Annotated in this window: 18 protein-coding genes and 1 tRNA gene; 12 read left to right on the top strand and 7 right to left on the bottom strand. The window is 69.3% G+C overall.

Annotation, left to right across the window (positions count from 1 at the left end; genetic code table 11):
- Positions 1 to 125: 125 nt before the first annotated feature.
- Complete coding sequence (locus tag D9601_RS00650; RefSeq protein ID WP_198352019.1) at positions 126 to 2,447, top strand: S8 family peptidase; 2,322 nt, start codon at positions 126 to 128, stop codon at positions 2,445 to 2,447.
- A gap of 45 nt (positions 2,448 to 2,492) precedes the next feature.
- Positions 2,493 to 3,491 (top strand): LLM class flavin-dependent oxidoreductase, encoded by a 999-nt coding sequence (locus tag D9601_RS00645; protein ID WP_198352018.1) that lies wholly within the window; start codon positions 2,493 to 2,495, stop codon positions 3,489 to 3,491.
- Here D9601_RS00645 and D9601_RS00640 read toward each other — a convergent pair.
- From D9601_RS00640 to D9601_RS00625, 4 genes are read right to left on the bottom strand one after another with little or no spacing between them, the layout of a single operon-like run.
- Positions 3,451 to 4,113, bottom strand: a complete 663-nt coding sequence (locus D9601_RS00640) for an HPP family protein (protein WP_332837868.1) — start codon at positions 4,111 to 4,113, stop codon at positions 3,451 to 3,453. The genes D9601_RS00645 and D9601_RS00640 overlap by 41 nt on opposite strands.
- An 11-nt stretch (positions 4,114 to 4,124) precedes the next feature.
- Positions 4,125 to 5,519, bottom strand: coding sequence for a sensor histidine kinase (locus D9601_RS00635; protein WP_198352016.1), 1,395 nt, complete (start codon positions 5,517 to 5,519; stop codon positions 4,125 to 4,127).
- A gap of 23 nt (positions 5,520 to 5,542) precedes the next feature.
- The gene (locus tag D9601_RS00630) at positions 5,543 to 6,208 is read right to left on the bottom strand and encodes a response regulator transcription factor (RefSeq protein ID WP_198352015.1); all 666 of its coding nucleotides are present in this window, start codon (positions 6,206 to 6,208) and stop codon (positions 5,543 to 5,545) included.
- 30 nt (positions 6,209 to 6,238) lie between these two features.
- Positions 6,239 to 6,562: a hypothetical protein gene (locus D9601_RS00625; protein ID WP_232473758.1), complete on the bottom strand. Its 324-nt coding sequence runs from the start codon at positions 6,560 to 6,562 to the stop codon at positions 6,239 to 6,241.
- Between the two features lie 250 nt (positions 6,563 to 6,812).
- On the opposite strand from D9601_RS00625, the gene D9601_RS00620 reads away from it, so the two are divergent.
- Entirely contained in the window at positions 6,813 to 8,591 is a 1,779-nt protein-coding gene (locus tag D9601_RS00620) for an ABC-F family ATP-binding cassette domain-containing protein (RefSeq protein WP_198352014.1), read from the top strand.
- A 121-nt stretch (positions 8,592 to 8,712) separates the two neighbouring features.
- Here the strand turns inward: D9601_RS00620 and D9601_RS00615 are convergent, their stop codons facing one another.
- The gene (locus tag D9601_RS00615; protein WP_198352013.1) at positions 8,713 to 9,828 is read right to left on the bottom strand and encodes an NADH:flavin oxidoreductase/NADH oxidase; all 1,116 of its coding nucleotides are present in this window, start codon (positions 9,826 to 9,828) and stop codon (positions 8,713 to 8,715) included.
- Positions 9,829 to 9,987: 159 nt separating this feature from the next.
- On the opposite strand from D9601_RS00615, the gene D9601_RS00610 reads away from it, so the two are divergent.
- The 8 genes from D9601_RS00610 (at position 9,988) to D9601_RS00575 (ending at position 16,039) form a co-directional block, all read left to right on the top strand.
- Positions 9,988 to 10,251, top strand: coding sequence for a DUF6356 family protein (locus D9601_RS00610; protein WP_198352012.1), 264 nt, complete (start codon positions 9,988 to 9,990; stop codon positions 10,249 to 10,251).
- Between the two features lie 13 nt (positions 10,252 to 10,264).
- Positions 10,265 to 11,617 carry an FAD/NAD(P)-binding protein gene (locus D9601_RS00605; protein WP_198352011.1) on the top strand — a complete coding sequence of 451 codons (1,353 nt, stop codon included), beginning with the start codon at positions 10,265 to 10,267 and terminating at the stop codon, positions 11,615 to 11,617.
- Between the two features lie 73 nt (positions 11,618 to 11,690).
- A complete protein-coding gene (locus D9601_RS00600; protein ID WP_198352010.1) occupies positions 11,691 to 13,775 on the top strand; it encodes a hybrid sensor histidine kinase/response regulator in 2,085 nt (694 codons plus the stop codon).
- A 181-nt stretch (positions 13,776 to 13,956) separates the two neighbouring features.
- Entirely contained in the window at positions 13,957 to 14,202 is a 246-nt protein-coding gene (gene infA / locus D9601_RS00595; RefSeq protein ID WP_055844981.1) for a translation initiation factor IF-1, read from the top strand.
- 37 nt (positions 14,203 to 14,239) lie between these two features.
- Complete coding sequence (locus D9601_RS00590; protein WP_332837867.1) at positions 14,240 to 14,824, top strand: Maf family protein; 585 nt, start codon at positions 14,240 to 14,242, stop codon at positions 14,822 to 14,824.
- Positions 14,817 to 15,761, top strand: coding sequence for a ribonuclease (locus tag D9601_RS00585; RefSeq protein ID WP_198352008.1), 945 nt, complete (start codon positions 14,817 to 14,819; stop codon positions 15,759 to 15,761). Before D9601_RS00590 ends, D9601_RS00585 begins: the two co-directional genes overlap by 8 nt.
- On the top strand, positions 15,758 to 15,934 hold the full coding sequence (locus D9601_RS00580; protein ID WP_198352007.1) for a DNA gyrase inhibitor YacG: 177 nt from the start codon (positions 15,758 to 15,760) through the stop codon (positions 15,932 to 15,934). Before D9601_RS00585 ends, D9601_RS00580 begins: the two co-directional genes overlap by 4 nt.
- 29 nt (positions 15,935 to 15,963) lie before the next feature.
- A tRNA-Phe gene (locus D9601_RS00575) sits at positions 15,964 to 16,039 on the top strand.
- A gap of 74 nt (positions 16,040 to 16,113) precedes the next feature.
- Here the strand turns inward: D9601_RS00575 and D9601_RS00570 are convergent.
- Complete coding sequence (locus D9601_RS00570; RefSeq protein ID WP_198352006.1) at positions 16,114 to 16,341, bottom strand: hypothetical protein; 228 nt, start codon at positions 16,339 to 16,341, stop codon at positions 16,114 to 16,116.
- Positions 16,342 to 16,431: 90 nt separating this feature from the next.
- Positions 16,432 to 16,617 carry a hypothetical protein gene (locus tag D9601_RS00565; protein ID WP_198352005.1) on the bottom strand — a complete coding sequence of 62 codons (186 nt, stop codon included), beginning with the start codon at positions 16,615 to 16,617 and terminating at the stop codon, positions 16,432 to 16,434.
- Between the two features lie 209 nt (positions 16,618 to 16,826).
- On the opposite strand from D9601_RS00565, the gene D9601_RS20105 reads away from it, so the two are divergent.
- A complete protein-coding gene (locus D9601_RS20105; RefSeq protein ID WP_198352004.1) occupies positions 16,827 to 18,179 on the top strand; it encodes a DUF418 domain-containing protein in 1,353 nt (450 codons plus the stop codon).
- Positions 18,180 to 18,184 lie beyond the last annotated feature (5 nt).

Here is an 18,184-nt window from a genome sequence, read left to right as displayed (position 1 = left end):
CCGGGCGTCTAGGCGGCACGGCCATCAGGGGCAAGCCGCAGGCTCCTGCCGGGGATCATGAACCCGCTGTAAAGGCTGATCGCTCCGTGATATGCGGGCGAGAGGGGAGCTGGGGTGTACGCGTGATGAAGGTTCGGTCTGAGCTGCTCCGGTCGGCTGCCTGGTGCGGAACGGCATTGCTGTCGGCCTGCGGCGGTGGCGGCGGCGGCGGCGTCAACAGCACGCCCACCCCGCCGAGTGTCTCGATCCCGACCCCCGCGCCATCGCCGATTCCGGCGCCCACGCCAACGCCGGCGCCGGCCCCCGCGCCGACACCGACGGCAACCAATTACGACACCAGTGAATATCGCGCCACGGTCGGCGCGGTGTCGATGAACGCACTTGCGGCCTATAACCGCGGCGCGACTGGTCTTGGCGTTAATCTGGCGATCATCGACAGCGGCATCGACACTACAAGCGCGGAATTCGGCAACCGCATCTCCACCGCGTCGCAGGACGTGGCGGGCAATACGAGCATCACCGACCAAGGCGGACACGGCACGGCGGTGGCCTTTACCGCGGCGGGGCGGCGCAACGACACGGGCACGCTGGGGGTCGCCTTCGACGCGACGATCACCGTGCTGCGCGCCGATACGCCCGGCAGCTGTACCGCGACGACGACCGGCACCGAATCGCCATGCAAATTCTCCACCGACGCGATCGCGCGCGGCGTGGATGCCGCGCGCGTCGCCGGTGCGCGTGTGATCAACATGTCGCTCGGCGGATCGGCGATGCCGCAGAATCTGGTCGACGCGATCAGCCGCGCCACCGCGCAGGGCATCATCATCGTGATCGCCGCGGGCAATGACGGCAGCGACAATCCCGATCCCTTCACCGCCGTCGCCTCCGATGCGGCGGCGCGCAATCTGGTGATCATCGCCGGGTCGGTCGGCACCAGCGACGCGATTTCGAGCTTCAGCGACAAGGCCGGCAGCGGCGCGGCGCACTTCCTGGCCGCGGTCGGCGAGCGCGTGCGCGCGCCCGATCAGAACGGCACCGCCTATCTCTGGTCCGGCACCTCCTTTGCCGCGCCGCAGATCTCCGGCGCCATCGCGCTGCTCGCCCAAGCCTTCCCCAATTTGTCGGGGGCGCAGATCGTCGACCTGCTGTTCCGCACGGCGCGCGACGTCGGCGCGACCGGGGTCGACAGCATCTACGGCAATGGCGTGCTCGACCTGACCAAGGCGTTCCAGCCGGTCGGCACCACGGCCCTTGCGGGATCGAAACAGGCTATCTCGGTGATGAGCAACGCCACCCTGTCCGCGCCGATGGGCGATGCGCAGGTCGGCACGCTCGGCGCGGTGATCCTCGACAGCTATGCGCGCGCCTTTGCGATCGACCTGGCGCGTACCGTGCAGCGCACCGGTCCGCAGCGGACGCTGACCGGCGCGCTGGCGACGCGCCAGCGCAACGTCGCGCTGGACGTCGGCGGCACCACCGTATCGATGACGCTGGCACCGCAGGGCGACGGAGCGATCGCGCTGCAGCGGACGAACCTCAGCGTCCAGCAGGCGGACACCGCCCGCGCGATCGCGGCGACGGTGACGCAGCAATTGGGCGCCAACACCCGCTTCGGCTTCGCCATCGCGCAAGGCGGCGGCACCCTGTCCGCGCAGCTGGCGGGGCGCGGCCAACCCGCCTTTCTGGTCGCGGGTCAGGGCGGCGCCGGCTTCGACAGCATGGCGCGATCGGCGACCGCGCTGCGCCAGCAGTTCGGGGCCGTCGGCGTCACCGCCGGGGTCGAGACCGGCGACGTGCTGGGCCGACGCGACCCGCTGATCGCCGGGCTCACCGGCTACCGGCGGTCGGGCTATGCCCGCACCACCTTGGCCGTCGACACCCGCTGGCGCGGCGTCAGCGGCGCGCTGACCGCGACCCGGCTGACCGAGCGCGACACGCTGCTCGGCGCGCGCTTCGACGGGGCGCTCGGCGCGCCACGGGCGGCGAGCTGGTTCGTCGACGCCGATGCACGCGCCGATCTGGGCGGCGGGTGGACGGTCGGCGCCAACTGGCGGCGCGGCTGGACCGATGCGCAATTGCGCGGCGGGCTGGGCGGTGGCGGTACGCTGCGCACCACCGCCTTCGCGGCGGACGTCGGCAAGGACGGCGTGTTCGGAACCGACAGTCTGGGCCTGCGCATCGCCCAACCGCTACGCGTCACCCAGGGCGGCCTCGACTACAGACTGCCGACGGGATGGGACTATGCGACGCTGACAGTCTCCGACTGGACGACCCAACGCATGAACCTGACCCCGACCGGGCGCGAGCTCGACATCGAGGCGCGCTATCGCGTCCTGCTCGGCCTCGGCGATGTGCAGGCCAATTTGTTCTGGCGGCGCGATCCGGGGAATTTCAGCAGCCTGCCGGATGATCGCGGCGCGGCCGTCCGCTACGCGATCGGTTTCTGATCGAGACGGATTGCACCCGTCTCGAAAAGCCCCATCTAACCGGGCATGACCCGTTTCGCTCTGCTCGATCTGGTGCCTGTCGTCGAAGGCGGCACCGTGGCGCAATCGCTCGCCAACGCCGCCGATCTGGCGCGCCATGCCGAAACGCTTGGCTTCAACCGCTACTGGGTGGCGGAGCATCACGGCATGCGCGGCATCGCCAGCGCCGCGACGGCCGTAGTGATCGCGCATGTCGCCGCGGCGACCCGGACGATCCGCGTCGGCGCAGGCGGCATCATGCTGCCCAACCACGCCCCGCTGGTGATCGCCGAACAGTTCGGCACGCTCGACGCGCTGTTCCCCGGCCGCATCGACTTGGGCCTCGGCCGCGCGCCGGGCAGCGACCAAAGGGTGGCGCGAGCGTTGCGCCGGACGCTCGACAGCGATCCCAACGCCTTCCCCCAGGACGTGCTTGAACTGCAAAGCTATTTCGCCGACGACGGCCAGACCGGCATCGTCGCGACGCCGGGCGCGGGCGCCGACGTGCGCCTGTGGATTCTCGGTTCGAGCACCTTCGGCGCGCAGCTCGCCGCGGCGCTCGGCCTGCCCTATGCCTTCGCATCGCATTTCGCGCCGGATGCGCTTGATCAGGCGCTGGCGATCTACCGGCGCGACTTCCGCCCGTCCAAGCAGCTCGACCGCCCCTATGCGATGGCCGGCTTCAACGTCTTCGCCGCCGACACCGATGCGGAGGCGGAATTGCTCGCCAGTTCGCAGCAGCAGTCGTTCGTTGCGCTACGCACCGGCAATCCGCGCCAGCTGCCGCCGCCCGTCGCGGGATATCGCGCCAGCCTAGGGCCGCAGGGCACGGCGATCCTCGACCATGTGCTGCAATGTTCCGCGGTTGGTTCGCCGGAGACGATCGCCCGCCAGACCGCCGCGTTCGTCGAGCGGACGGGTGTCGACGAGATCATGGTCACCAGCGCGATCTATGACCACGACGCACGCAAGCGTAGTCTGGCGATCACCGCTGAGGTGATGAGCGGACTGGCCGTGCCCGCCTGAGCGCGGCATGCGCGGCGGCTCGCGCCAGCAGCGCATCGAGGTCCGCCCGGTCGATGTCGAAGGCCTCGTGCATCTCGGCCAAAGCCGCATCGACGTCTTCGGCGGCAAAGCCGGGCGCGGCGGCGGCGGGGCGATGCGGGTAGCTGTGGCCGCTGAACCGGTGGAAAACGACACCGGCGGCGACGAGCAGCAGCGAATCGAGCGCCACCGGCACCAAGGGAAACAGCCAGCCGACATGGCCGCTGGTCTGGGCCAGCAGGATTGCACTGAGCGCCGCGGCGCCGCCGGGCGGATGCAGACAGCGCAGCCACGACATGACCAGGATCGCGCCGCCGACCGCGACGCCGGTCGCCAGTGCGAACGGCCAGTGCAGCGCCGCCACCGCGACGCCGAAGGCCGCGGACAGCATGTTGCCGCCGATCACCGGCCACGGCTGGGCGAGCGGGCTGGCGGGCACGGCGAAGACGAGCACCGCGCTCGCCCCGATCGGTGCGACGATCAGCGGCCAGACCGGCGCGGCGGTCAGGATCGCGGCAATGACGCCGGCAAGGATGATCCCCGCCACGGCTCCGCCGGCGGCGAGCAGCCTGTCGCGGGCGGTCGCCCCCGCCAATAATGGCACGAACCCGCGCATCAATTGGCCGCGGGCAGGCGTAGCCGCACGAGCAGGCCGCCCAGGTCCTCGCTTTCCTCGAGGCTGACCGTGCCGCCGTAGATTTCGGCGACGTCACGGACGATCGCCATGCCCAATCCGGTGCCGGGCTTGCCGGTGTCGAGCCGGACGCCGCGGTCGAAGATGCGGACGCGGTCTTCCTCGGGAATGCCGGTGCCATCGTCCTCGATCAGGAACTCGACGAAGCCCGCATTGGCGCCGACGGTGACAAAGACGCTGCCGCCGCCGTATTTGGCGGCATTCTCGATGAGATTGCCGAGCATCTCGTCGAGATCCTGGCGCTCGACATGGACCTGCAAATCCTTGGGCCCGGTGACGTCGATCCGCACGTGGCGGTAGAGGCGACCGACCGCGCGCTCGACCGACTCGAGGCTGGGCCAGACCTCCGCGCGGCTGTGCGCCGAGCCGCGCCGGCCGACCGCACGGGCGCGGGCGAGATGATGGTCGACCTGGCGCCGCATCGTCCGCGCCTCGCGGATCACCGTATCGGCAAGATCGTCCGCCTGCGCCGTCGCGGCGTTCATGATCACGGTGAGCGGCGTCTTGAGCGCATGGGCGAGATTGCCGGCATGGCGCCGCGCCTCTTCCGCCTGGCGCTCGTTATGTTCGATCAACGCGTTCAGCTCCTCGACCATCGGCGCGACCTCGATCGGCATCGCGCTCGACACGCGGTTGGACTGGCCGGCGCGCATCCGCGCGATCTCCTCGCGCACCCGGCGTAGCGGCCACAAACCGTAGAAGGTCTGGAGCGCAGCCAGCGCGATCAGGCCGAGGCCGAGCAGCAGGAAGCTGCGCACCAGCGTTCGGCGTAGCACCGCAATTTGAGCATCGAGACCGTCGCGGCTTTGTGCGACCTGGAACCGCCAATGGACCGGTGATCCGGGCAATTGCGCATCACGTTCGACGATACGCAGTTTCTCGTCGGCGAACTGGCCGCTATCGTAAAAATGCAAACCTCGGTCTTCATGGTTGCTGCCGAAGGCGAGGCGCCGGTCCCACAGGGATCGCGACGGAAAGGCATCTGCTATCGGCAAGCCTGGCGCCGAAATCTGCCAGTAGAGACCGGAATCGGGTTCCAAGAAGCGCTGATCGGCAGTCGCGACCTTGTCGAAGTGGACCTCTCCGTCGGGATCAATGGCCGCCGTCCGGATCAGGGACTTCAGAACATAGGCCATCTGCTCGTCGAAATTGCGCGTTACCGCCGCCGACAGCACGCGATCGAGCGCAAAGCCACCGCCGAACAGCAGCACGCCGATCCACGCCGCCGCGATCAGGATCATGCGGCGCGACAGCGAACCCGTCGTCCGGGCCCGGCGGCGCGGCGGCGCTTCGGCGAGCGGCGGTGCGTCGGTCATGGTGTGACGGTCATGAGGGGCGATCAGGCGTCCGGATCTTCGAGGCTGTAGCCAAGGCCGCGGATCGTCGTGATCACGTCCTGGCCCAGCTTCTTGCGGATGCGCGTCACGAACACCTCGATCGTGTTCGAGTCGCGATCGAAATCCTGGTCGTAGATATGCTCGATCAGCTCGGTGCGGCTGACCACCTTGCCCTTGTGATGGAGCAGGTAGCTCAAGAGCTTGTATTCCTGCGCGGTCAGCTTCACCGCCTCGCCGGCGCGGGTGACCTTGCCCGAACGGGTGTCGAGGCGGACGTCGCCGGCGGTCAGCTCGCTCGACGCATTGCCGGAGGCGCGGCGGATCAGCGCGCGCAGGCGGGCGATCAGCTCTTCGGTCTGGAACGGCTTGGCGACATAATCGTCGGCACCCGCGTCGAGCCCGGCGACCTTGTCCGACCAGCTGTCGCGCGCGGTGAGGACGAGCACGGGCGTGGTCTTGCCCTCCTTGCGCCAGCGGTCGAGCACGGTCAGCCCGTCGATCTCCGGCAGGCCGAGATCGAGCACGATCGCGTCATAGCTTTCGGTCGAACCCAGGAAATGCCCTTCCTCGCCATCCGTGGCGAGGTCGATGGCATAGCCCGCGCCCTCCAGCGTATTCTTCAGCTGCTGGCCGAGATTGGGTTCGTCCTCGACGATCAGAACGCGCATGGGATCTCCCTGTTTATGGGTCGCCGGTGGTTAGCGGCCGGTGCGACCGATGATCTGGCCGGTGCGGCCGTCGACATCGACCCAGACCACGGTTCCATTGCGCAGGAACTTGAGCGTGTAAACGCCGCTCGCGAAGTCGATGTCGAAGCCGAGATATTCGTAGCCCTTCATCTGCGGCAGCACGCGCGCCTCGATCACCTTGTTGGGCAAGAGGTCACCGCGACGACGCGCATCATAGGCGCGTTCCTGGTCGCTACGCCGTTGCGTATCGGGCGCCTGCGCAAGTGCCGGAGCGGCGGCCAGGAGAGCGAGAGAAACGATCATTCGCATCGGCGTCGCATAGGTCAGCACCATTGAACAGCCTGTGAATGGACCGGAAACATTGGAGTCAGGAGGCACGGCGACACGAGTCTTGACAGAATTGACGCCTGAACGGGCAAACGTCCGGACCGATCCTGCCGCGCACGAAAAGAGTGGCAATGGCGGCGGACCCGGTCATGCCGGCCAAGATAGGAAGGCGCAGCTTTGTAGGACAGCGGTTATCAAGCCGCGGCGGTCGGATAAGCTTGCTCCCCTGCCCGCCACCGCCTACCTCGCGGCGCCTATGGCTGCCCCCATCCTTTCCTACGAAGACCTTGGCCTGATCCAGGGGTCCGGCTGGCTGTTCCGCCATCTCGACATCCATATCGGCGCGCGCGACCGACTGGCGCTGATCGGGCGCAACGGCGCCGGCAAGACGACGTTGCTGAAGCTGCTCGCCGGCACGATCGACAGCGACGAGGGCCGGCGAACCGTCGTGCCCGGCACGCGCGTCGTCATCCTCGAACAGGAGCCGAGCCTCGCCGGCTGCGCCACGCTCGCCGATTACGTGCTGGGCGGCGACAATCCGCCCGAGCGGCACGAAGCGGACGCCATCGCCGACCAGCTTGGCATCGACCTGTCGCGCGACGCCGCGTCGGCGAGCGGCGGCGAGCGGCGGCGCGCGGCGATCGTGCGGGCGCTGGCACAGGATCCGGACGTGCTGCTGCTCGACGAGCCGACCAACCATCTCGACATCGCCGCGATCGACTGGCTGGAGGACTGGCTGAACCGCTGGCGCGGCGCCTTCGTCGTGATCAGCCACGACCGCACCTTCCTGACCCGGCTGACCAAGCAGACGCTCTGGCTCGACCGCGGCCAGATGCGGCGCAGCGAAGTCGGCTTCGGCGGCTTCGAGGCCTGGACCGAGGCGGTCTATGCCGAGGAACAGCGCGCCGCCGAGAAGCTCGACGCCAAATTGAAGATCGAGGAGCATTGGCTGCAGCGTGGCGTCACCGGGCGCCGGCGGCGCAACCAGGGACGACTTGCCAAGCTGAAGGAGATGCGCGCGACCCGCGCCGCGATGACCGGACCGCAAGGGTCGGCGAACCTCGTCACCGGATCGGACGATGCCAAGACCAAGGTGGTGATCGACGCGCTGCACGTCACCAAGGGTTACGGCCCGCGCACCGTGATCCGCGACCTCTCCTTGCGCGTCACGCGCGGCGACCGGATCGGCATCGTCGGCCACAATGGCGCCGGTAAGACGACGCTGCTGCGGTTGTTGACCGGCGAGCTGGCGCCCGACAGCGGCGAGGTGAAGCTGGCCAAGACGCTCGACGGCGTGGTGATCGATCAGCAGCGCAGCCTGATGGCGCCGGAGAAGACGGTGCGCGACGTGCTCGCCGACGGCGGCGACTGGATCGACGTGCTCGGCGTGCGCAAGCACGTCCACGGCTATCTGAAAGAATTCCTGTTCGATCCCAGTCTGGCGGAGGCGAAGGTCGGCACGCTGTCCGGCGGCGAGCGGTCGCGCCTGCTGCTGGCGCGCGAATTCGCCCGGCGATCGAACCTGCTGGTGCTCGACGAGCCGACCAACGATCTCGATCTCGAGACGCTCGACCTGCTGCAGGAGGTGATCGCCGATTACGACGGCACCGTGCTGATCGTCAGCCACGATCGCGACTTCCTCGACCGGACGGTGACGGTGACCCTCGGCCTCGACGGGTCGGGGACGGTCGATGTCGTCGTCGGCGGCTATGAGGATTGGGAGCGCAAGCGCAAACCCAAGGCGGAGAAGAAGACCGAGAGCAAGAAGCCGGTCGAGGCCCCAGCCCCGGCACAGCCCCGTACCAAGCTGAGCTACAAGGACCAGCGCGACTTCGATCTGCTGCCGAAGCGGATCGAGGAGATCGACCGGTCCGTGGCGGCAAAGGAAGCGACGATGGGCGATCCGGGCCTGTATGCGCGCGATCCGGCCGCGTTCGACCGGCTGGGCAAAGAGATCGCGGCGCTCCGCGACGAGAAGGACGCGGCGGAGATGCGCTGGCTGGAATTGGCGGAGATGGTCGAGGCACTGGGATGATCTGAGTAAGCCCCTCCCCTTCAGGGGAGGGGTTGGGGTGGGGCCTGTCCTCAAGCGCAGCGTCCGTCGCGGTGCCCCACCCCCTACCCCTCCCCTGAAGGGGAGGGGCTTTGGATCACACTCAACTTCCCGCGCTGCCCTCCACGTCGAACAGATGCCGATATTGCCGCGGCTGCGAGCGGAGATACTGGTCGGGCGCCTTGACCCGCGCGCCGAGGTGGGCGGCGGCATGCCAGGGCCAGCGCGGATCGTAGAGGATCGTCCGTGCCAGCGCGATCAGATCGGCGTCGCCGGTGCCGACGATCGCCTCCGCCTGTTCGTAATCGGTGATCAGGCCGACCGCGACGACCGGGATCGCCACCGCCTGCTTGACCGCCCGGGCGAGCGGCACCTGATAGCTGGGCCCGACCGGGATCTGCTGGCGCGGATCGAGGCCGCCGCTCGACACGTGGATCGCCGCGCAGCCCCGTGCCTCCAGCGCGCGTGCGAAGGCGACGGTCTGCTCCGCGTCCCAGCCGCCCTCCACCCAGTCGGTGCCGGAGACGCGCACCGTCACCGGCTTGTCCGCCGGAAAGGCGGCGCGCACCGCATCGTACACCTCGAGCGGGAAGCGCATCCGGTTGTCGAGGCTGCCGCCATAATCGTCGTCGCGGGTGTTGCTGAGCGGGGAAAGGAATTGATGGAGCAGATAGCCGTGCGCGGCGTGAATCTGCACCGCGTCGATGCCAAGCCGCGCCGCGCGGCGTGCCGAATCGGCGAAGGCGTCGCGAATCGTGGCCAGCCGCGCCGCGTCGAGGGCGACCGGCGGATGTTCGTCCGCGGCGAAGGGCACGGCCGACGGCGCCTCGGTCTGCCAGCCGTCGGGAGCGTCCGGGGCGATTTGCTTGCCGCCCTTCCACGGCAGGTCGGTCGACGCCTTGCGGCCGGCATGGGCGAGCTGGATGGCGATCGGCATGTCGGAATGACGGCGGACGCTTTCCAGCACGCGCGCCATCGCGGCCTCGGTCTCGTCGTCCCACAGGCCGACGTCGCCATAGGTGATCCGCCCCTCCGGCACGACCGCGGTCGCCTCGATCGTCAGCAGCGCCGCGCCCGACAGCGCGAGATGGCCGAGGTGGATCGTATGCCAGTCGGTCATCCGCCCTTCGTCGGCGGAATATTGGCACATCGGCGCGATGACGATGCGGTTGGCGAGCGACAGGCCGCCGACGGCGAGCGGTTCGAAGAGTTTGGACATGGCGCGCACTACGTTCGAGCGGGCGATCGGTGCCCTGCCCGATCAGCCACGGTCGATCCGGCATGACGGGTCGGGCGCGGGTCGAGGTGAACGGCGCCCCTCACCCCTTGCGCCCCGACGGCTCGCACCGGTAGCGTGGCGCCACGGAGGTGACCGACGATGCGACCCCTGCCTGCCCCGTTCGACGCGCTGTTCGCCGCGCATCCGCGCCGCGTCGGCGAGAGCTATCTGGCCCATGCCCGCACCGCCATGGGTTTTGGCGCGACGATGATCGTCGGCGGGGCGGCGTGCATGATCCACGGGCTGGTCCCGGCGCTGTTCACCACCACGGGCAGCGACACCGTCCGGCGGCTGCATGCGCGGATGGGCGGGCGGGCGCGCGAGGCGCAACAGGCGGGAGCCGGGCTCTGCTACGACATCTGAACACGGATCGCGGATGATCCGCCACGTCGCGATCGTCGGCGCGGGCTTTTCGGGGACGTTGCAGGCGATCAACCTGCTGCGCCACGACGGACCGCGCGCGACGCTGATCGAGCGCGCGCCGGTCGCGGGGCTGGGCGTCGCTTATGGTGCGGCACAGCCGAGCCATCTGCTCAACGTCCGCGCCGGCAACATGAGCGCCTTTCCCGACGATCCCGACCATTTCGTCCGCTGGCTGGGGGGGCGCGGCATGGTCGACGCCGCGGGGACGTTCGTGCCGCGCGTCACCTATGGCGCCTATCTGCGCGACCTGCTGGAGGAGGCCCGCGCGCGCGCCGGCGACCGGCTGACCGTGGTCCAGAACGACGTCGCCGACATCGTCGCGGCGGACGAGGGCGCAAGCGTGATGCTGGCGGACGGCGAGCGAATCGCGGCGGACGCCGCGGTGCTCGCGGTCGGCAACCTGCCGCCGCACGATCCGCCCGGCCTCGATCCGGCGACACTGTCGACGCGCTATCGTAACGATCCCTGGGCGCCGGGGCTCAGCGACGGGCTGAGCGATGCCGACACCGTGCTCGTCATCGGCACCGGCCTCACGATGGTCGACGTCGCGCTGACGCTCGACGCGCAGGGCTTTGGCGGCCGGATCGTCGCCGTGTCGCGGCGCGGGCTGCTGCCGCGCGAACATGCGCCGCCCGCCCCCAATCCGGACCGCCTGCGCGAGCGCCCCGCGACCGTCGCCTCCGCGCTGGTGGCGATGGTCCGCGATCGCGGCGAGCGGATCGGCTGGCGCCAGGCGGTCGACGAACTGCGCCCGTTCACCCAGGGCATGTGGGCCAATGCCAGCGGTGCCGAGCGGGCACGTTTCCTGCGCCACCTGCGTCCCTGGTGGGACGTCCACCGCCACCGGATCGCACCGCCGGTCGCCGCCCGGCTGGCGGCGATGATCGCGGACGGCCGGCTGCACCTCGTCGCCGGCAAGACCGCCGGCTTTGTCGAGCGGCCCGACGGCGTCGCGGTGACGTGGCGGCCGCGCGGGTCGGACGCGACCGAGATCATCGTCGCGCAACGGATCGTCAACTGCACCGGACCGCAGGGCGACCTGGCCCGCACCACTGAGCCGCTGCTGCGTCGCCTCGCCGATCGCGGCACGATCCGCGCCGATGCCGCCCGACTGGGGATCGACGTCGACGCGGAGGCGCGGACGATCGCCGCCGATGGCGCGGCCAACGACTGGCTCTATGCGCTGGGGCCGATGACGCGCGGGGCTTTCTGGGAAATCGTCGCGGTGCCCGACATCCGAACGCAGACCTGGGCGGTGGCGCGCAAGCTGTCGAACGCGCACTGGGTCGGCGGCGAAGGACTCTAGCCGCAGGCGGCGCAATGGGGTGATGCGGCGCAAAGCGCTTCTGCCGCGTTGCCGGCGTCGATATGGAAGCCCGATGATCGCCGCCGCCCCGCCCGAATCGGACCTGCCCGCCGCACTCGGCTTCCTGCGCGGGGGCGGGCTGGCGACCGAACTGATCCTGGCGCGCGACTGGACGACGCATCCGCTGGGGTCGCCCGCGGGCTGGCCGAGCGGCCTCAAACAGGCGCTGGGACTGGTGCTCAATTCGCCCGAGTCGATGATCCTCGCCTGGGGTCGCGACGATTTGTTCTTCTTCTTCAACGAAACCTATTGCCCGCTGCTCGGGCCGCGGCTCGACTGGGCGATGGGCGCGCCGTTCGCCGAGGTGTGGGCGGATGCCTGGGACCAGGCCAAGCCGATCATCGACGACGCCTTCGCCGGGTGCAGCAATCGCTTCGTCGACCTGCCCTGGAAGCTCGATACCGACCGCGGGCTGGCGGACACCTGGTGGACCTTCTCCTATTCGCGGGTGCTCGACGAGCATGGTGAGATCGCCGGCCTGTTCATCTTCACCAACGAAACCACCGCCCGCGTCCTCGCCGACCGCGCGCTGGCGCGGAGCCAGGCGGAACTGAGCGCGCTCAACGCGACGCTGGAACGCCAGGTCGAGGAGCGCACCGCCGAACGCGACCGGATGTGGAACACCTCGCCGGACCTGATGGTGGTGCTGTCGCCGGACGGCATCTACCGCCGGATCAATCCGGCCTGGCGGACGGTGCTCGGCTATGAGCCCGGCGATGTCCTCGGCCATTTCGTCACCGACTTCACGCATCCCGACGATATCGCGCCCACCGAAGTGGCGCTCGCCACCGCCCAGGTCGGCCAGTTACCCAATTTCGAAAATCGGTTCCGCCACGCCGACGGCGGCTATCGCTGGCTGCAATGGGTCGCGGCGCCCGGACCGGACGAGATTTTCGCCGTCGGTCGCCACGTCACCGACGCAAAGGCGGCGGAAGCGCGGTTGCAGGAGACGGAGGCGCAGCTCCGTCAGGCGCAGAAGATGGAGGCGGTCGGCCAGCTGACCGGCGGCATCGCGCACGACTTCAACAACATGCTGACCGGCGTCATCGGCAGCCTCGACCTGCTCAGGCGGCGGCTGGGCGCGCACGGCGACCCGCGCATCGACCGCTATATCGATGCCGCCACCACGTCCGCACAACGGGCGGCCGGGCTGACCCAGCGGCTGCTCGCCTTTTCGCGACGGCAGGCGCTGGACGTGCGGGCGACGGACGTCAACGCGCTGGCGATCGGCATGGAGGAGCTGCTGCACCGGACGCTGGGCGAGAATATCGCCCTCGACCTGCACCTCGCCGGCGATGCCTGGCCGGCGCTGACCGATGGTAACCAGCTGGAAAGCGCGCTGCTCAATCTGGCGATCAACGCACGCGACGCGATGCCCGACGGCGGCCGGCTGACGCTGGCGACCGGCAATGCGCCACGCAGCAGTGCGCCGGCCGCCGCTTTCGACGGCGTCGAGCCGGGCGATTACGTGATGGTATCGATGACCGACACCGGCACCGGCATGCCGGCCGATGTCGCCGCCCGGGCCTTCGACCCCTTTTTCACCACCAAGCCGATCGGGGTCGGCACCGGCCTCGGCCTATCGATGATCTACGGCTTCGTCCGCCAGACCGGCGGCCGGGTGCGGATCGTCACCAAGGAGGGCGAGGGCACGGCGATCCACATGCTCCTGCCGCGCGCGGAGACGGACCCCGAGCCGACCGTCGCGCCGATCTCGTCGCCGATGGCGGCACGACCGGGCGAGAGCGTGCTGCTGGTCGAGGACGATCCGGCGGTGCGGATGCTGGTCGCGGACCTGCTCGGCGATCTCGGCTTTCGCGTTCGCCAGGCGAGGGACGGCACGGCGGCCCTGGCCGAACTGGAGGCGATGCCGCGGCTCGACCTGCTGATCACCGATGTCGGACTGCCCGGCATGAACGGCCGCGACCTCGCCGATCTGGTGCGCGCGCGTCATCCGGCGCTGAAGGTGCTGTTCATCAGCGGCTATGCCGGAAAGGCGACGATGCTGGGTGATTTCCTGGCCGAGGGTATGGAGCTGGTGTCGAAGCCGTTCGACATCGACGCCCTGTCTGCCCGTATCCGCGCGATATTGGGCTGAGCGGCCCCGCCTACCCCGAAACCGTGCGGAAAGAGCCTGCCGGCGCTTGTCGGACGCCGCATCCGCGCCCATATGAAGCAGGCGCCGCAATCGATCATTGCCGCGCATCCCCTGCGCTCGCCTTTCCTTTTTCGGTCTTCTCGGCTAAGGGCGCGCGCACTTAGCGCGAAAGAGACACCGTTTGGCGAAAGAAGAACTCCTGGAAATGCGCGGTCGCGTGGTGGAATTGCTCCCCAATGCGATGTTCCGCGTCCAGCTGGAAAACGATCACGAGATCCTGGGTCACACCGCCGGCAAGATGCGCAAGAACCGCATCCGCGTGCTGGTCGGCGACGAGGTGCTGGTCGAGCTGACCCCCTATGATCTGACCAAGGGGCGGATCACCTATCGCTTCATGCCGGGTCGCGGCGGCCCCGGCCCGTCCTGATCCACGCGATGCCGGTGTCCGCTTGCGAGCGCCGCTCGTGAGCGCGCCCGCACCGTCCCTCGTCCTCGCCTCGTCCTCGCCGCGCCGGCGGGACCTGTTGACGCGGATCGGCGCCGCGCCGGCGCGGGTCGCCGCGCCCGAAATCGATGAATCGCCGCAGCCGCGCGAACTGCCGCGCGCCTATGCCCTGCGCCTGGCGGTGGAGAAGGCGCAGGCGGTGTCCCGCGCGCCGGACGAGATCGTGATCGCCGGCGACACGACGATCGCCGTCGGGCGCCGCATCCTGCCGCCGGCGGACGACGAGACGATCCAGCGCACGCTGCTGGGCCTGCTGTCCGGTCGCCGCCACCATGCGCTGTCCGCGATCTGCGTCATCGATCGTGCCGGCACCGTCCGCACCCGCCTGGCCGACACGATCGTCGCGTTCAAGCCGCTCTCTCCGGCCGAGATCGACGCCTATGTCGCCAGTGGCGAGGGCCTCGGCAAGGCGGGCGGCTATGCGATCCAGGGACGGGCGGAGGCGTTCGTCCGCTTCCTGCAGGGCAGTCACTCTGGGGTGATCGGCCTGCCGCTGTTCGAGGCGCGCGCGCTGTTGCAGGCGGCGGGGCTGCCGCTTGGCTGAATGGCTGTATGAGGCCGGGATCGGCGAGGAACGCGCCGCCCTGGTCGATGACGGCGGCCGGATCGTCGCGGCGGCGATCGCGCTGCCCGATCGCTTGCGGCTGGGCGCTGTCGTGACCGCTCGGTTGGTCGAGGCGCTGCCGGGCGGGGCCGGTCGGCTCGACATCGACGGTCGCGAGGCGCTGATCGCCCGCCTTCCCGCCGGCGTGACGCAGGGCGCACGATTGACCGTGGCGATCACGCGCGAGGCGATTCCCGAAGCGGGGCGCCCAAAGCCGCCGCGCGCCGCCGCCACTGACGCGCCGCTCGGCGAGGGACCGAATCTGCGCGCCCGCCTGGCGGAGAGCGGTCTGCCCGTCCGGCCACTGCCTGCGCATGCCCCGGACGCGCTGGAGGCGGCGGGCTGGTCCGAATTGCTGGAAGAGGCGACGAGTGGCGAGATCGCCTTTACCGGCGGTGCGCTCCGGATGACACCGACGCCTGCGATGACGCTGTTCGACGTCGACGGGCCGCCGCCGGTCGAACCGCTGGCGATTGCCGCCGCGCGCGCGGTAGCGGAAGCGATTCGGCGACACGACATCGGCGGGTCGATCGGCATCGATTTCCCGACCGTGGCCAACAAGGCGGCGCGCCAGACGATCGCCGAGACGATCGACGCGCATCTGCTGCCGTCATTCGAACGGACCGCCGTCAACGGCTTCGGCTTCCTGCAGATCGTCCGGCCGCGCCCGCGGGCGTCCGTGCCGGAATTGCTGCGCGCCGACCCCGTCGGCGCCGCGGCCCGCGCGACGCTGCGCCAATTGGAGCGGGAGCCGCCGGGGTCGCCTCGCGCCCACCGACTGCCCGCCGCCGTCTATGACCGAATCACCGCCACGCCGGACTGGCTGACCGAATTGGCTCGCCGCACCGGCCGGCTTCCACGATTGGAACGCGCATGACCGATACCCGATGCCCGATTTGTGACGCGCCCACCGATCCGGCGCATGCCCCCTTCTGCTCGCGCGGCTGCAAGGACCGCGACCTGTTGCAATGGCTGGGCGAAGGCTATCGCGTGCCGGTTCGTGACCAAGAGGTGCACGACGGGCTGGACAGCCGCGAATCCCGCGACTAAAGGCCGCGCTTCCGAACGCGGTTCGGTATGCCCAGGTAGCTCAGTTGGTAGAGCATGCGACTGAAAATCGCAGTGTCGGCGGTTCGATCCCGTCCCTGGGCACCATCATCTGAGTATATGGACCACCGGGGCCGGCTGGTGTCGATCGTCTGATGCTTCCCGCCCTATCCGAGCTGGCATCAGCTCGGATGCGCGCCGCTTTCGGCAGCCTCCGGACTGTCGTCGGTGGGGACCGGGGTGTCGGTAACGAGCCGCTGATCGCCGGGCCCGACTTCGGGATCGGCGCTTTCGGACAGACGCATCTGCTCATAGGCCATTTCGAGATCGGCCGGACCCGATCCCGTTGGCTGGATCGGCAGGTCGCCGAAGCTTTCGATCTCGTGCGGACCTGGGTTTGGGTCGGACATGGCGCGCTCCTTCATCTGTTCGCTGCCTCTCCAACGCGCGAGCCGCCGTTCTGCTCACCGTGACGTCGCCGGCACGGCGCGCCCGCCGTCTCAGGGCAGATTGGCGATCGCCGTGTCGACGTTGCAGGCGGCAAGACTGACCGCCGGGTCCTCGCTCGCGTCGAGCAGCGCCAACGCCTCGATGAGCAACATGCGCGCCGTGGCCATCATCTGTGCAGGCGACACGCCCTCCGCCACCGTATCGACCTGCACCGACCGTACCGCCGCACTTGCCATCGCACCCACCCCTGCTGATCACCTTGATGATCGACTGATAATGTACGTTGGTTAACGGATCGTAGAGACAGACCGAAATGGACTGGTAAATGTTCGATACGAACGCTTCTTGTATCGGGACATGCCGACCGGAAGTTAATCATTGGCGCGCGCGGCAACCCGTCGCAGTGTTAGCCCGCCGGGGATCATCGTTGTCGAGGAAAGTCCGCGTGCCGCCGCGTTCCGATCATCATGCCATTGCCGCCAGCCGATTGCCTCTTGCGCCCGCCAGCGTGTCGGCCGACCGCATCCACACGCTCGACGTGCTGCGCGGCGTGGCGATCTGCGGCATCCTGCTGATGAATATCTTCGGCATGGGGGGCGTGACGTCCGTGCCGGTGACCCATTTCCCGATCGGCTGGACCGCGGAATGGGTCACCTGGGGCGTGCAGAGTCTGTTCGTCCAGGGTGCGATGCGTGGCCTGTTCACCCTGCTCTTTGGCGCCAGCATGCTGCTGATGCTGCGTCGGGCGGAAGGGCCGGGCGGCAGTGCCGCGCCGCTGGACGTCTGGACGCGCCGCTGCCTGGCACTGATGGGGTTCGGCATCGCCTTGTGGCTGGTGTTCCTGTGGCCGGGCGAGATCCTGTGGAATTATGGCATCACCGGCCTGTTCCTGCTCGCCTTCCGCACTGCCCCTCCGCGTACGCTGATCGCCGCAGCGCTGCTGCTGATCGCCGGACTAGGTGCCAACGACGCCTATTGGACACGCCAGCAGGCGGCGCAGTGGCAACAGGGACACGAAGCGGCGGCCCTCGTCGCGCAAGGACGGGCGATCGACGCGGACCAGCGTGCGGCGCTCACGGCGGCCGAAGCGGAACAGGCGCGCATCCACCCCTCGCCGACCAGCATCCGCGACAAGATCAGCGAGCGGACGCGTGCCCGGTCGCTGTGGCGCTGGAGCGAAAATTACTGGTTCGGCGCCAATCTCGGTTTCACCGGCTGGCTCGACATCGCCGAAAGCCTGGCCTTCATGTTGATCGGCATGGCGCTGTTTCGCACCGGCATCCTGACCGGCACGGCACCGGTGCGGACCTATTGGACGATGGCGATCGCCGGCTATGGCGGTGGCCTGGTCCTGCGCGGACTGCATCTGTGGCTGCTGGTGCGTAGCGGCCTTGACATGGGTACGCCGGGTACCCCGCCGATCGTCTGGGCATTGATCGAAGGCGCGTTCCAGCCGGCGCGGCTGCTCGTCACGCTCGGCCATGCCGGCACGATCGTCCTCGTCTTCCGCAGCGGCGCGCTGGGCGAGGCGAAGACCTTGCGGTCGCTGGGGCGGATGACGCTGAGCGTCTATTGCCTGCAGGCGCTGCTCGGCGCGCTGCTCTTTTATGCGCTCGGAATGGTCGGGCTGTTCACCCTGCCGCAGCTGTGGCTGATCGCGATCGGTATCTGGATCGTCTCCGCGATCCTGTGCCGCTGCTGGCTGGCGCATCATCCCATGGGCCCGGCCGAAACGTTGCTGCGTCGGATCGCCTATGGCAGCGCGCGCGCCGCCGCCGCCCGGACGGCGCCCGTCTGATCCGG

The sequence above is a fragment of the Sphingomonas sp. MA1305 genome (assembly GCF_016107325.1).
Lineage (GTDB): Bacteria > Pseudomonadota > Alphaproteobacteria > Sphingomonadales > Sphingomonadaceae > Sphingomonas.
This window is presented reverse-complemented; position numbering and strand designations above follow the sequence as displayed.